Source organism: Flavobacterium sp. RHBU_24 (assembly GCF_046613695.1).
Classification (GTDB): domain Bacteria; phylum Bacteroidota; class Bacteroidia; order Flavobacteriales; family Flavobacteriaceae; genus Flavobacterium.
The window spans coordinates 82,687-97,358 of record NZ_JBKJHD010000008.1 but is presented as its reverse complement, the minus strand read 5'-3'; the positions used below and the strand labels follow the sequence as shown (position 1 = coordinate 97,358).

Below are 14,672 nucleotides of genomic sequence, written 5' to 3'. Positions count from 1 at the left end.
TTAACAAATTAACAAATTAACAAATTAACCTGTTTACATATTGCGTCGGTACTGCCCGCCCACCTCAAATAGGGCCGCGGTAATCTGCCCCAGGGAGCATACTTTAGTGGCTTCCATAAGCAGTTCGAAGATGTTTTTATTCTGTATCGCGGCCTCCTGAACGGCAGCCAGCTGCTCGTTAACCTGCTCAGCATAAGTGGTATGCAGGCTTTCCAGGGTTGCAATCTGGAACTGTTTTTCTTCCTCTGTAGCGCGGATTACTTCAGCCGGGATTACCGTAGGCGAACCTTTAGAACTTAAAAACGTGTTTACGCCTATAATAGGGAATTCACCTGTGTGCTTAAGTGTCTCATAATAAAGGCTTTCCTCCTGAATTTTAGAACGTTGGTACATGGTTTCCATAGCGCCCAGCACACCGCCACGCTCTGTAATGCGGTCAAATTCAGCCAGTACGGCCTCCTCAACCAAGTCGGTCAGCTCCTCTATAATAAACGAGCCCTGTATCGGGTTTTCGTTTTTGGCTAACCCTAGTTCCTTGTTGATAATCAGCTGGATAGCCATAGCGCGGCGCACGCTTTCCTCTGTTGGCGTAGTGATGGCCTCGTCATAGGCATTGGTATGCAGCGAATTACAGTTGTCGTAAATTGCGTAAAGTGCTTGTAATGTGGTTCTTATATCGTTAAAATCAATTTCCTGCGCGTGCAGTGAGCGGCCGGATGTTTGAATATGGTACTTGAGCATCTGTGCGCGCTCATTAGCATTATACTTGTTTTTCAGTGCTTTAGCCCAAATTTTACGCGCCACGCGGCCTATAACGGCATACTCCGGATCTACACCGTTACTAAAGAAAAATGAAAGGTTAGGCCCGAAATCATTGATGTTCATGCCACGGCTAAGGTAGTACTCTACATAGGTAAATCCGTTAGCTAACGTAAAGGCTAACTGGGTAATAGGGTTGGCACCGGCCTCCGCAATGTGGTAGCCTGATATTGAAACCGAATAGAAATTTCGTACATTTTTTTCGATAAAATACTCCTGCACGTCTCCCATAAGCCTAAGGGCAAATTCGGTACTGAAAATACAGGTATTCTGTGCCTGGTCTTCCTTCAATATATCCGCCTGAACGGTACCACGAACCTGGCTTAACGTACTGGTTTTTATTTGATTATAAACATCCGCAGGAAGAACCTGGTCTCCCGTAACGCCCAACAGCATCAGGCCAAGGCCGTCGTTACCTTGTGGTAGTTCGCCGTTGTAGCGGGGGCGTGTGGTGCCCTTGGCTTTATAAATGTCGTTTATTTTGTTATTTACCTCATCTTCAAGGCCGTTCTCTTTAATATACAGCTCGCATTGTTGGTCGATGGCGGCATTCATAAAGAAGCCAAGCAGCATGGGCGCGGGCCCGTTTATGGTCATACTAACCGAGGTTAACGCATGCGCCAGGTTAAAGCCTGAATAAAGCTTTTTGGCATCATCAAGGCAGCAGATGGATACCCCGGCATTGCCTATTTTACCATAAATATCGGGACGTAAATGCGGGTCGTTACCGTATAGCGTAACGCTGTCAAACGCTGTAGATAAGCGCTTTGCGGGCAATCCGGCACTCACGTAATGAAAGCGTTTATTGGTACGTTCCGGCCCACCCTCGCCGGCAAACATCCGTGACGGATCTTCGCCCTCACGCTTAAAGGGGTAGAGGCCCGATGTGAATGGGAATTCACCCGGCACATTTTCCTGCAGGCACCAGCGCAGTATGTCGCCCCATGCCTGGTATTTAGGTAACGAAACCTTAGGTATCTGGCTGTGGCTCAGGCTCTCGGTATGCGTTTGTATCTTGATTTCCTTGTCGCGTACCTTAAAAGTATAAACCGGGTTTTTATATTTATTAACCTTATCGTCCCACGTAAAGATAACCTCCCAGTTATACGGGTCGAGGTTCATCTTAACAAGGTCAAATTCAGCAATAAGCATCTTTACAAAGTCCTTGTCTGCCTGTGTGTTAGCCAGTACTTGGGTATCTATCCCGAATTTTGTAAGCGCTAACTTAAGCCCTGTAACCGACTCAATAGTCTTATAAATTCCATAGAGTTTTTGGGCTACTTCCTGCTGGCTAACAGCGGTTTGGTCGTATTTCCGGTTGTTCTCGGCAATCTCGCTCAGGTAGCGCGTACGGTGCGGCGGTATTACGAATATCTTTTCGCTCATTTCGCGCGTAATGGTAACCGTAGATTGCAGGTCAACGCCTGTTTTCTCTACTATTTTGTCCATTATTTTCTTGTAGAGCGTGTTCATGCCGGGGTCGTTAAACTGGCTGGCGATGGTACCAAATACCGGCAGTGTGTCCGGGTTTGCATCCCAAAGGTTGTGGTTGCGCTGGTACTGCTTTTTCACATCGCGCAAGGCGTCAAGCGAGCCTCTCTTGTCAAATTTGTTTATCGCTACAATATCGGCAAAGTCCAGCATATCAATCTTTTCCAGCTGGGTGGCAGCGCCAAATTCCGGTGTCATTACATATAAAGATACATCGCTGTGCTCTATTATTTCGGTATCGCTCTGGCCTATGCCTGAGGTCTCTAAAATGATCAGGTCGTACTGTGCGGCCTTAAGCACCTGTATGGCTTCAGCAACATATTTAGAAAGAGCAAGGTTGCTTTGGCGCGTAGCCAGCGAACGCATATATACCCGTGGGTTATTAATGGCATTCATACGGATGCGGTCGCCCAGCAACGCCCCGCCGGTCTTGCGTTTAGAGGGGTCTACCGAGATAAGCCCTATTGTTTTTTCGGGGAAATCGATAAGGAAACGGCGCACCAGTTCGTCAACCAATGACGACTTGCCCGCACCTCCGGTACCGGTTATGCCTAGCACCGGAGGCCCCCCAGCCCCCAAAGGGGGAGTTGCTGCCGGCGCGTGAAAAACTTTATAATATTCTTCAGGGTTATTTTCCGCTAAAGTAATAAGTCTTGCTATTGTATTTACTTCTTTGTTTTTCAGGTTCTCGTCAATTCCCCCTTTTGGGGTTAGGGGGCTTGGAGTGATATAATCTGCCCTTTCAACCAGGTCGTTTATCATGCCCTGCAACCCCAGCGCGCGGCCATCATCGGGCGAGTAAATACGGGTAATGCCGTACTCGTGCAGCTCTGAAATTTCAGAAGGAAGGATAACCCCGCCACCGCCACCGAATATCTTTATATGAGCGGCACCTTTCTCCCTGAGCAGGTCATGCATATACTTAAAGTACTCATTATGGCCGCCCTGGTAGGAGGTCATGGCAATAGCATTGGCGTCTTCCTGAATAGCGGTATTAACCACCTCCTCAACGCTGCGGTCGTGACCCAGGTGGATGACCTCAACGCCTGTGGCCTGTATAATGCGGCGCATGATGTTGATGGCAGCATCATGGCCGTCAAAAAGCGAAGCGGCGGTTACTATACGTACTTTATTTTTAGGAATATAAGGTGTTACTGGCTGCATGTTGAAATATATTCAATTTTAAGTGTGCAATTTAAGAAATTATTGAGAATAGTAAATATTTATATCCGTATAAATATCACCCTGAGCGGTAAATCATTAAATTTTGTATTTTTACGCTATGCAAATATCATTTACCACAAAAGAAGAAAGCAAAGCGGCCCAGCAGGCAGCCTTTTTAGCGCTTTCCGGTGGCGAGCGTATTATGAGTTTTGTGCGCCTGTCGAAAAAAATAATGGCATTTCAAACCTCAGCCCCGGAAAGAGGGAAAGATAATTTCTGGATTGATTTTACAAAGGAAAAGGAAAAATGACAGAAAACTGGGATGAAGAAATAGAACAGTTTGTTTTGTATGCTAATCAGGAACAAGTACGTATGCTTATGGTAGGTGGAGGTGCAGTCAACTTCCATGGTTATCAGCGCCATTCGGCAGATGTTGATTTTTGGATTGAACCCACACTTGAAAATTTCGCCAAACTTGTAAGTGTGTTTAACCGTATTGGCTTTGATATTGCTGATTGCAGCAAATCAATAAGCGGTAAATTTCTTCAATAAAATTGGGCAAAACACCCCGCCGGCATAGGCCGCTATAAAAAAATAGTTATACACCTTGCAGCCATAACCTCGTTTACCGCATGTTACTTATATCCTTTAATGTCCGCCGTTACTGCGCTTTTGCAATAAAACCTACGCGAATCAGGTACTATACTTTAATGGGTGCTTATTTAACTACCAGGTTAAGTGCGCTACTGTATCCGGTAACGGTAACACGGTATATCCCGGCGGCAAGGGATGAGATATCCACGCTGTCCTGTTCCGCTTTAAACGTATCGTCAACCAGTGTTTTACCGGAGGCGTCAGTTATTAAATACTGCCTGCCTATATATGTGGGTTTTACTGCAAAGTTTACGGTTTTCCCCGCTGGGTTGGGGTATATAATAATATCTTCAGTAGCATTGCCAATGGGTGGGGTGCCCAGGTAGCCTTCAAGATAACTGCCCAGGTTTACCGTAAAAAGCTGCTGCTCGGTATTTACAAATACCTGGTTAAAGTGTTCGCAACTCAGGTAATAATCCATTCCATTTTCGGTAGCTATCCCCTCTATCTGGGTAAAATTCTCTGAAACTGAAATTTTACGCTTGTTTGCGCTAAAAAAATCGTCGCCTTCATAATCATACAGCAGGTATATAAAGGGCGATAGGGTAGTGCTGTATCCGCACAGCGCCACGAGTTTTTGGCTTTCCAGCATTGCAGCCCCGGTTATAAGCCCATTAACATCAAATGTATCAAGTAGTTCCGCTATATGCGTGCCGGGGGTTTTAGGCAGCCTGTATACGCTGGTTTGATGGCTTACCCACTGCTTGGTAAACAGGTAAATATAGTTGGTACCCACAACCATAGCCTCGCAGTCAAAGTCGGTATTGTTGTTACCCGTGCCGGTAAACGAGGTTTGGTTAGCATAGCTGAAATTAATGTTCTGTATAACAGGGTCGCCTTGCAGGAGCCCGTTTTTTACTGTTTTTATGATGCGCAGGTTAGTACGGTTGCCGTTAACATTGTTGCCAAAGTCGCCTATATATACATAGGTTTCATCCTGTGCTATATCTTCCCAGTCCTGGTTTACCGTACCGGCTACGGTAAGGGTTTGGGTTATTTCGCCATTGGCAGGGCTTATTCGGTACAGGTTATTGTCGCCATCATCATTATGGGTATACACGCCGCCGTTCCATATAATTAACCCCGATGATTCTTCTACTGTATCGGGCATTTCAACCGATGCGACTACAGATACTGTAGACGATGGGTAGATGCATGAACCATCATTTTCGGTAGCATTTGCGTTGTAGTTTGAAGATAGCGGGTCAGTACAGCCGTATACCTGCGCATTTACATACGGTGTAAATAAAAGGAATGCCAAAAGGTGTAATATTAGTTTCATAAATTGCAATTATTATATTTATAAAGTTATTTAATCCGTACCTGCGTGACGCATAAATAAATCATAATTTTTTGGCCGATTATGCTTTGTTTTTAACAGGTTAGCGCACAGGCTGGGGTTTAAAATTCCTTACTAAACGTTAAATGGTTTTTGTGTGGTGGGAGATATGTTTAATTTCGATTTAAACATTAAAACAAACTGTTATGAACAAATTAATACGTGCGCTGATAGCCGGATGGGGTGCAAAAAAATTAGGTGGTGGCTGTATAGGCACCATAGTTGCATTTGTAGTAATATATTACCTGTTGGGGTATTGCGACAGGATGTAATATCCTTTGAATAGCATTATGGAACAGCCACAAAAAGCCGCAGTTGCCACAAGTTAATTGTGAAAATCAGGTGGCTATTTGTGGCAAATTTTATATTTAAGCGGCCAGGGCGTCTGTTATAGCTTTTTCGAGCGATAGGTATTTAAACTGGTAGCCTGAATCTATTATTTTACGTGCGCTTACGTGCTGGCTGTCAAACAGCAGTGTACTCATTTCACCCAGCACGGCTCTCATTACAAACTGCGGTATATTAGGCATAAAATAAGGCTTATCCAGTACTTTCGCAATGGTTTTAACAAGTTCATGCTGTGTTACAGGGTGGGGGGCTACCCCGTTATACACGCCTTCAAGCCCATTTTTAAGAATGTGCATGTACATACAGGCAAGGTCGTCTGCGTGTATCCACGATTGCACCTGTTTGCCGCTTCCAAAAGCCGAGCCTATACCCAGGCGTACCGGCCCGGCGAGTTCCTTAAGTACACCGCCCTTACCGCTTAGTACCAGGCCGGTACGCAGCTTAGCTACTTTTATACCCAGCGTGTTAATCTCGTCTGCCGCTGCTTCCCACTGTTGTACCACGGTACCTAAAAAGGAGCTATCGCGCTCAGGGCTGTCTTCATTATATACTTTATCCGTGCTGCTGGGGTAAACGCCGGTAGCGCTTGCACTTATAAAATGGTGTACGGTATTTTGGGTGTTTTTTAGCAGCGTGTACAGTACCTTAGTGCTTAGCACCCGGCTCTCAATAATTTCCTGTTTGTATTTAGTAGTCCACCGCTTGCTTATTGAGGCTCCTGCCAAGTGAATGATAACACCTACATTTTCAAGGCACTTTATATCAATATCACCTTTTATGGGATTCCAGTAAAAGCCTGTATAGTTTTTTTTGTCCTTTACCTTATCACGCGAAGTGGTAAGGTAATGTATGTGGTAGCCCTGCTTATGCAACACCTGGACGATATTTTTACCCACAAGCCCGGTAGCGCCGCTAATTAAAACCCTCATATCTATCTATTTTCTCGCTAAATTAAACCGTGGTTTATAATATATGGGCCAAATAACTTTTGTTTAACTTTTGTTTGTGATATTCCGCTATGTAACTATTGATGAATGCATAGTACACCCCTGAACATACAGCTAACGTGCGCTTTCGGTTTGAGTGTGCCTATTGCAAACCAGGTCAGTAAACCCTGAACACTGATGACTATTTGCGCTTAACGCTCCATTCAAAATCCAAAACGCTTACCACATCCCCGGATTCATCTACCCCGGTAGATTTCATCCAGAAGGTTTGGCCTTCGCCGGTTGCCAGTGTATGGGCTATAGCCTCGCCCACCAGGTGGCCATCGGTGCATGTAAAGGTTATTTTTCCCCTGGCTTTCTTGGTAAAAGTACTTTTATTATTAGCCACCAGCATCGATATTTTACGCCCGCTTTCGGCAATGTGCAGCATTACCAGCGCACCGGTAGTAAGTTCTGCCGCCATGGCCTGCACGGCAAAGTACATACTGTTAAAGGGGTTTTGGTTTATCCAGCGGTGCCTTACGCGCACGGCGCACAGCCGGCTGTCTATGTGCTGTACGCGCACCCCGGTTATATAGGCGGCAGGTAGCTTAAAAAGCAGGAAGGTATTGAGTTTAGAAGGGGTGAATTGCATATAAGCGTGGTTTTACAGCTAATATACGACATATTTTCAAACTGGTTAAATGTTAAAATTATGTTAAATCATACTACTATGTGATACAAACTACCTGATTAAAGATATATATTTGCATAAGAAATTAATGGTTATAAGATTATACTGTGTTAATACAGCTATTATAAGTATATGCAAAACGCCGGCATTGCATGGTTCAAGAGGAGTTAGTCATCAATCAGAATACCGCCTGCGGCCGGCAGCAGGCAAATCATCATCAAATCAAACCACGGGAGATTAATCATCAATCAAAAAACGAAACAGTAATGAAACAAATTATCATCACAGCCTTTGCAGCCCTTACCGGCATAGTAGCGCAGGCACAGGTAAAAGAAACGCGCATGGCGCACCCCATCAGTATGCTGCAGGTAAGCGACGGTATTACCGTAGTATTTAAGCAGGATAATAACGTACAGCTTGCAGCAGAGGCGGCAGACCGCAATACGCTGGATAACGTGGTTACCGAGTATAAAAAAGGCACGCTGCACATATACCTTAAGTCGCCTGATGAAACCGGTATGGCAACTGCAAACGGTGTTAAAGTATATATCAGCGGCGATGTAACAAGCGTTACCGCAGATAAAGGCGCTATCATAAAACTGGAAGGCGTACTAAATACTGCCAATCTTGATATAGCGCTTAGCTCCGGCGCTGTATGTACCGGGGAGGTTAACACCAGCGGTACCCTCCATATAACCGCAAAAGGCGGGGCAGGCTACCGGGGCGTTATTACCGCTGCCCATTTTAAGGGCAATGCAACAGGCGGGGCATATATAAAGGCTTCGGGACATGCGGATGATGTAAACATTGCATGCCAGGGCGGCTCGGTACAGGCCGGAAAGCTTTTTTGCAAAAAGGCTACGGTGCGGGCCACAAACGCGGCCTCAGTTAGCGTAAACGCTTCTGAATATGTGTATGCAGATGCCGACGGGTCGTCAGCAATCCGCTACTACGGAGAACCAAAAAATGCCGTTATTGGCACAAATAGTTATACAATTGTAAGGGAAACCGAAATGCTTACCCTTAACTAAAATAAATGAGAAATTATGAATGTTGAAAATACCAAAGCCCAGATGCGCAAGGGGGTACTGGAGTTTTGCATCCTCTCTGTACTAAGGGAAAAGGAAGCCTACACCAGCGAGATACTCGATACCCTTAAAAACGCCAAGCTGCTTGTGGTAGAGGGTACGGTTTACCCACTGCTTACAAGGCTTAAGAACGACGGATTGCTCAACTATCGTTGGGAAGAAAGCACTTCGGGCCCACCACGAAAGTACTACGGCCTTACCGATAACGGAAAAATATTTTTAAAAGAACTGAATAACACCTGGACGGAACTGAGCGACGCAGTTACAACAATTACCAGCCTAAAAGCACAAGATCATGAATAAAACAGTAAGTATTAATTTAGGGGGGATATTCTTCCATATAGATGAAGATGCCTACCAAAAGCTAAACCGCTATTTTGATGCGATAAAGCGTTCGCTTTCGCCCGATGGCAAAGACGAGATCATGAGTGATATTGAAGCCCGTATTGCCGAGCTGCTGTCAGAAAGGATAAAATCTGAAAAGCTCGTGGTAGGCCAGCGCGAAATAGACGAGATTATTACCATAATGGGCAAGCCGGAAGATTACCGCATAGACGAAGAAACCACTGGTGGTACTTATGATGGTGCCACAGGTAGTGCAGATAACACAGGGGCTGCCGGCAACAGTACAGGTGCATCAGGCTTTGAGTACTACCGTACCAAAAAGTTTTACCGCGATACCGATGGCGCCATGGTAAGCGGCGTGTGTGCGGGGCTGGGCCATTACTTCAGGCTGGAACCGCTATGGATACGCATTATATTTATCGTCGTGCTGATTGCTTCATTTGGTACTGCCGCCTTAGTATATATCCTTTTATGGATTTTAATACCACCGGCAATTACCACTACCGAAAAGCTTGAGATGCGTGGCGAACCCATAAACATATCTAACATCGAAAAAAAGGTTCGTGAAGAATTTGCGCAGGTGAGTGAAAGGTTAAAAAATGTTGACTATGATAAAATAGGCAGCAATGTTAAAACAAGTTTTGAACGTGTAGGCCATGGCGTAGGCGACGTGTTTAAAAGTATTTTTAAAGTTATTGGTAAAATACTGGGCGGGCTGCTTACCCTTTGGGCAGGCTTTACCCTGGGTGCCTTGCTGGTAGGCTTTATCATCGTACTTTTCGCCACCACGTCCGTTGCGCCGGGCTGGTATCCTTATGTAGAGTTAATTAACTCGGGCAGCGCCCCTGTCTGGTTAACCGCGGTAAGCCTTTTCTTTGCCATAGGCATACCATTTTTAGGCTTGTTTTTGCTGGGGCTAAGGGTACTTATACCAAACATGAAATCCATAGGCAGCACCGCGGGCTTTACCCTGCTGGTATTGTGGATAGCCAGTATTTGCGGATGTGCCTACTTTGGCATACAGCAAAGCGCCCAGTTTAGCAGTGAAGGTAAGGTAGTTACTAAAAGCGACCTTAATATTAGCAATGAAGATATTTTCAAAATAAAGTTTACTTTTGATAACTACTATGCAAAATCGGTAAACGATACCCGCACATTTGAACTGGTGCAGGACTCCCTGGGGCATGAGCTGATACTGAGCAATGAAGTACGCCTTTATGTACTGAAAGCCGAAGGAACTAAGCCGTATATACAAATAGAGCGTAAAGCACGGGGCGCAACTATAAATGATGCACGCGAAACTGCAAAAACTATAGATTATAGTTTTAAAGTTGAAGGAAATACATTAATTTTAAACAATTATTTACTTACCGATGCAGCCTCTAAATGGCACCAGCAGGAAGTAGAAGTATACTTATATATTCCGGAAGGCTACACATTTCAGGCAGACAGCAGTGTAAGGGACTATGACGCTACTGATAATGAATTCTTTGACCTGTGGTATGATAGCGACCAGCACACATATATGATGGGCGTGAACAAAGTAGAATGCTTTGACTGTGTGGAAACACAGGAAGGTGAGCCTACTGAAGAACTAGAAGTAGAAATAGATACCATAGTTGCGCCACAACCGCCCATGCCGTCAGAGGTTATACCTGCCAGCGAGGCACAACTACAGCAGGAGTTGAGAGCGAGGGAAATAGAGCTGCGCGAACGCGAAATGAACCTGAGGGAGCGCGAGCAACAGCTTAAAAATGCTAAAACAAACTAAAAATTATACATCATGATTAAAGTTATTCTACACCTTGCCAAGATTATAATAGCAGCCACTGCGGCACTACTGTTTGCATCGTGCACGGCAATAAACGGCAGCGGGAATGTAACCACAGAGAACCGTAAGGTTGAAGGCACGTTTACCAAAGTTTCGGTAAGCGGCGGGCTTGAGGCCTATATAAGCCAGGGCAACGTGGGCGAAATAACTGTAGAGACCGATGATAACCTGCAACAGTATATAAAAACTGAGGTTAGCGGCGGCGAGCTTAAAATTTATACCGATAAAAGCATAAGTCCGTCTAAGGCTACAAACATAAGGATAACGCTACCGGTTATAGAGGCTGTTTCGTCTGCAGGCGGATCTACGGTTAAAGGTAAAACAGTGTTTAAAAGCAATGCCATACTGCTGGAAAGCAGCAGCGGCAGCAACCTTGAAGTAAATGTTTCGGCGGTAAAAATAGATGCCGAATCGAGCAGTGGCAGTACCCTTAACGTTACGGGTACAGCAGATGAACTGATTGCCGAAAGCAGCAGCGGCAGCACCCTGAATGCGGGAGGGCTTACTGCCAAAAATGTAGATGCAGATGCCAGCAGCGGCAGCACCATAAATACGAAACCTGTAGAAAAGCTTACTGCCGAAGCCTCAAGCGGAAGCCATGTAGGCTATATAAAAACGCCGTCGAGCCTTAAAACAGATGTATCGTCAGGCGGGAGTGTTTCGCAAGAGTAAGTAAATTCAATCTGCATACGGAGTGCATAAAATACCCTTTTATTTTTCTGATTATAAAGCCTGCTTTTTTATAAAGGCAGGCTTTTCTTAATAGAATAAGTTCCGTTATATTAGCGTACTGGCCAGTATAACATGGCTCATTATCAGCAATCACGGTATTGAAGCAGCTAAGGAAAATTTTATCCGTGGAATGAAATACATAATGAATCCATCATAAGGGAAGGTTTAGGCAAGAACATGAAGTTTTATAGGACCTACAGCTACTCACACACGGACATGAAAAAAATAGCCATTAATGATTATGGCGTAAATCGCGATAAACTACACAGGCTGCTTACAATATACAGGGCACGGTTTAATGCCCTAAAATAATGGGCAACGTAATAAAAAAAATTAAGGCCATAAAATCAAGTTGCTCATATAGGCAGCTGTTTTTCGTTATATTTGCCTATACCAATAAAAATTACTGCTACAAACATGAAGAAATTTGCATTACTCGTGCTCTTGCTGGCTACCCCTCTGGCATTTGCGCAAAAAAGGGAGAAAATAAAAGGTTCTAAAAACGTAACCGTTACCCAAAAGGAAGTTGCCGCGTTTAACGATATAGAAGTAGAAGATAATATAGAGGCATACCTTGTGCAGGGCAGCACTACCGCCCTGGAAATTGAGGCCGATGATAACCTGCAGGATGTTATAACTGCCGAGGTAAAAGGCACTACACTACGGCTGTATACCACCAAGGAAATTAGCAGTGCCAAAAAAATAGCCGTGAGGGTAAACTGCACACCCCAGCTAAAAAAAATACTGGTAAAGCACAGCGCAATACTGTATGCGCTTAAAGACCTTGAAGCAGACAGCCTTGCCATAAAAAGCATTGATTATGCTAAGTTATACCTTAACGTAAAGGCGGGCGGGTATTTTAGCCTGAGCATGAACGATAAGTCAGAGGCGGAACTTAACCTTAAAACGAAGAAATCGGCTGTAGACATGAGCAAGAATGCAAAGCTGAAAGCCCTTATATCAAGTGCGGATTTTAAGCTGGATATGTACCAGAAAACCACCGCCGCCATAGAGGGGGATTGCCAGGCCGCTTTAGTGAGGCTGGACAACATGAGCGAATTTACCGCAAAAAAATTTACGGCAAAAACCATGGACCTTACTACGGAGAGTTATGCAAAAAGCAGCGTGATGGTAGAAGAGCAGCTCACCATGAGCGCCTCAGGAAAATCTGAAACATCGGTTTTCGGTAATCCTGAAAAGCTTATAATAACGCTTAAAAAGTTTGCCGATAGCGCGGTGTTGTATAAAAAAGAAGATACGGATAAGTAGCATTATAGGTCCATACCCGTGCCTGCTTACATCAAAAATCCTCATCAATAAGGCACTTATTAATAAGCGCACCTGCTTTATTGCCCGATGCCACCGCATTTGCAACAGACCGGAATAACGAAAGGCAATCGCCTGCCGCAAAAATTCCCGGAATTGAAGTTTCCTTGCATTTGTTAACCAGTATAAATCCTTTTTCGGTCATTTCAAGACCCAGTTTTTCGGGTATGCTGCATTGCTGCCTAAAGGGTAGCTGGGTATAAATAACCTCAGGGGTTTCAGGCAGGGTATCTTTAAAATTTATACTTACAATGTTGCCGTCATTTTGCGCAATATCAGTAATTTCATTTTCAATAACTAAAATGCCGTGGCTGTTTAGCTTTAAAACTTCTTCAGGGCTTAGGGTACTGGTGCCGTTAGTATACAGTGTTAGTTCATCGGTCCAGTTGCGTATCACTTTGGCCAACTCATAGCCCATATCCCCATTACCTATAACCGCTGTTTTAAGGCGTTTATGCTCAAATCCATGGCAGTAGGGGCAGTGCAATATGCTAATGCCCCAGCATTCATCAAAGCCGGGTATGTTAGGGATAAGGTCGGTAACGCCGGTAGCAAACAATATTTTGCGAGAGGTATAAGTAGTGCCATTAGCAGTTACCTCAAAGCTTTTTTCATAAGGGATTACGTCTTCAGCAAGCCCTTCTATAAAGTTAACGGTAGGGTAGGCCTGTACCTGCTCACGGCTAATGCGTGTAAGCTCAACGGGTGGCCTGCCATCATTGGTTATAAAGTTATGGGCATGCGGGGCTTTTTTATTACAGGGGTTGCCGCTGTCTATAATCAGCACTTTGCGTAAAGAACGCCCTAATGCCATAGCAGCAGAAAGGCCTGCATAACTGCCACCTATAATTATAACATCATACTTTGGGGTACTTTCTTCTCTTTGCATATATTAAAGTTACCAAAGAGAAGGGGTATTGCAATATGCTTTAACGAAAACTTATAAAGCTAACGTTTTCTTTTTCGTGTAGCCATATACCCTGTTACGGCTTCGGAAGTAGTAAGCCAGTTGCGGCCTTCTTTATAAGCATCTATTTTACCTTGCCGTGCCAGCAGGCTTACATATTCCTGACCATAAGGGAACCCCGGCTCTTCCACAAGTTTAGATATTTCTATATACTCATTATCATTGCCCGGCAGGGCATTTACATAAATAGTAAGCGTGCGTTCTAAGGCCTGCACCATAAGCAGCATTAATTTTTCATACTTGCCATTATTCGCCTGGTTAAGGGCATCATAGTATTTTTTGCGGTCATTTTTTAAAATAATCGCGGGTGGAAACCCCCTGCGCATAAGCAGCAGGTTCATGGCCAGGCGTACGGTACGCCCATTGCCATCAAAAAAAGGGTGTATCCATACCAGCTTATGATGAAAAACCGTGGCAAGCTCTATGTCATTTAGCCCTAATGGATTATCATTTACAAAAGTAACCAGTTCAGTAATCAGGTCACTTACTTTTCGGGCATTAGGAGGAACGAAGTTAGCCCCAGCAATCCTCACCCCCCCATTGCGCAGCCTGCCTGCAATGTCATCTTCTATACTGCGCAATACATAACTGTGCAGCGTAAGTATGTCAATATCCCTGAGTATATATTCATCATTAACAATGCTATACAGGTGCTCAATAGCCCGCTCATGGTTTTTAGCCTCAAAATGCTCTCTTAGCGATTTGCCCTTAATGGTAATGCCTTCCTGTAAAATCATCTGTGTTTCACGAAGGTTAAGTGTATTTCCCTCAATACTGTTAGAGTTGTAGGTCCACTCTATGGTAAGGCTTTCACGGATTTTACTTAAGGCAATAGCGGGTAGTGGCCTGCTTTTAGTCAGCAAGGCGTGTTTTTCATACAACCGGTCAAATTGAGGCTGTAGTTCATTGCGGTATGTTGTATCTATATCCCACATACCACAAAGGTAC

Annotated in this window: 14 protein-coding genes; 8 read left to right on the top strand and 6 right to left on the bottom strand. The window is 44.5% G+C overall.

What is annotated here, in order from left to right; all coding sequences use genetic code 11:
- Positions 1-33 precede the first annotated feature (33 nt).
- Entirely contained in the window at positions 34-3,474 is a 3,441-nt protein-coding gene (locus ACLI09_RS09990) for a methylmalonyl-CoA mutase family protein (RefSeq protein ID WP_411419473.1), read from the bottom strand.
- 118 nt (positions 3,475-3,592) lie between these two features.
- Between ACLI09_RS09990 and ACLI09_RS09985 the strand changes: the two genes are divergently transcribed.
- Positions 3,593-3,784, top strand: coding sequence for a hypothetical protein (locus tag ACLI09_RS09985; RefSeq protein WP_411419472.1), 192 nt, complete (start codon positions 3,593-3,595; stop codon positions 3,782-3,784).
- Positions 3,781-4,026, top strand: coding sequence for a hypothetical protein (locus tag ACLI09_RS09980; RefSeq protein WP_411419471.1), 246 nt, complete (start codon positions 3,781-3,783; stop codon positions 4,024-4,026). Before ACLI09_RS09985 ends, ACLI09_RS09980 begins: the two co-directional genes overlap by 4 nt.
- A gap of 166 nt (positions 4,027-4,192) precedes the next feature.
- Here ACLI09_RS09980 and ACLI09_RS09975 read toward each other — a convergent pair whose 3' ends face one another.
- Positions 4,193-5,410, bottom strand: a complete 1,218-nt coding sequence (locus ACLI09_RS09975) for a T9SS type A sorting domain-containing protein (protein ID WP_411419470.1) — start codon at positions 5,408-5,410, stop codon at positions 4,193-4,195.
- 203 nt (positions 5,411-5,613) lie between these two features.
- Between ACLI09_RS09975 and ACLI09_RS09970 the strand changes: the two genes are divergently transcribed.
- A complete protein-coding gene (locus ACLI09_RS09970) occupies positions 5,614-5,739 on the top strand; it encodes a hypothetical protein (RefSeq protein ID WP_411419469.1) in 126 nt (41 codons plus the stop codon).
- Positions 5,740-5,835: 96 nt separating this feature from the next.
- Here the strand turns inward: ACLI09_RS09970 and ACLI09_RS09965 are convergent, their stop codons facing one another.
- Both ACLI09_RS09965 and ACLI09_RS09960 read right to left on the bottom strand, forming a co-directional pair.
- Entirely contained in the window at positions 5,836-6,744 is a 909-nt protein-coding gene (locus ACLI09_RS09965; RefSeq protein ID WP_411419468.1) for a TIGR01777 family oxidoreductase, read from the bottom strand.
- A 199-nt stretch (positions 6,745-6,943) separates the two neighbouring features.
- Positions 6,944-7,396: a DUF4442 domain-containing protein gene (locus ACLI09_RS09960; protein ID WP_411419467.1), complete on the bottom strand. Its 453-nt coding sequence runs from the start codon at positions 7,394-7,396 to the stop codon at positions 6,944-6,946.
- Between the two features lie 305 nt (positions 7,397-7,701).
- Here ACLI09_RS09960 and ACLI09_RS09955 point away from each other — a divergent pair, with 305 nt between their 5' ends.
- The 5 genes from ACLI09_RS09955 to ACLI09_RS09935 all read left to right on the top strand — a co-directional run bounded on the left by ACLI09_RS09955 (position 7,702) and on the right by ACLI09_RS09935 (position 12,700).
- On the top strand, positions 7,702-8,466 hold the full coding sequence (locus tag ACLI09_RS09955; RefSeq protein ID WP_411419466.1) for a GIN domain-containing protein: 765 nt from the start codon (positions 7,702-7,704) through the stop codon (positions 8,464-8,466).
- A gap of 15 nt (positions 8,467-8,481) precedes the next feature.
- Entirely contained in the window at positions 8,482-8,826 is a 345-nt protein-coding gene (locus ACLI09_RS09950; protein ID WP_411419465.1) for a PadR family transcriptional regulator, read from the top strand.
- Positions 8,819-10,639, top strand: a complete 1,821-nt coding sequence (locus ACLI09_RS09945) for a PspC domain-containing protein (protein WP_411419464.1) — start codon at positions 8,819-8,821, stop codon at positions 10,637-10,639. The genes ACLI09_RS09950 and ACLI09_RS09945 overlap by 8 nt, the downstream gene beginning before the upstream one ends.
- Before the next feature lie 12 nt (positions 10,640-10,651).
- On the top strand, positions 10,652-11,371 hold the full coding sequence (locus ACLI09_RS09940) for a head GIN domain-containing protein (protein WP_411419463.1): 720 nt from the start codon (positions 10,652-10,654) through the stop codon (positions 11,369-11,371).
- Between the two features lie 477 nt (positions 11,372-11,848).
- Positions 11,849-12,700: a GIN domain-containing protein gene (locus ACLI09_RS09935; RefSeq protein ID WP_411419462.1), complete on the top strand. Its 852-nt coding sequence runs from the start codon at positions 11,849-11,851 to the stop codon at positions 12,698-12,700.
- 31 nt (positions 12,701-12,731) lie between these two features.
- Here the strand turns inward: ACLI09_RS09935 and ACLI09_RS09930 are convergent, their stop codons facing one another.
- Positions 12,732-13,646 carry an NAD(P)/FAD-dependent oxidoreductase gene (locus ACLI09_RS09930; protein ID WP_411419461.1) on the bottom strand — a complete coding sequence of 305 codons (915 nt, stop codon included), beginning with the start codon at positions 13,644-13,646 and terminating at the stop codon, positions 12,732-12,734.
- Positions 13,647-13,705: 59 nt separating this feature from the next.
- On the bottom strand, positions 13,706-14,659 hold the full coding sequence (locus ACLI09_RS09925; protein ID WP_411419460.1) for a Fic family protein: 954 nt from the start codon (positions 14,657-14,659) through the stop codon (positions 13,706-13,708).
- Positions 14,660-14,672 lie beyond the last annotated feature (13 nt).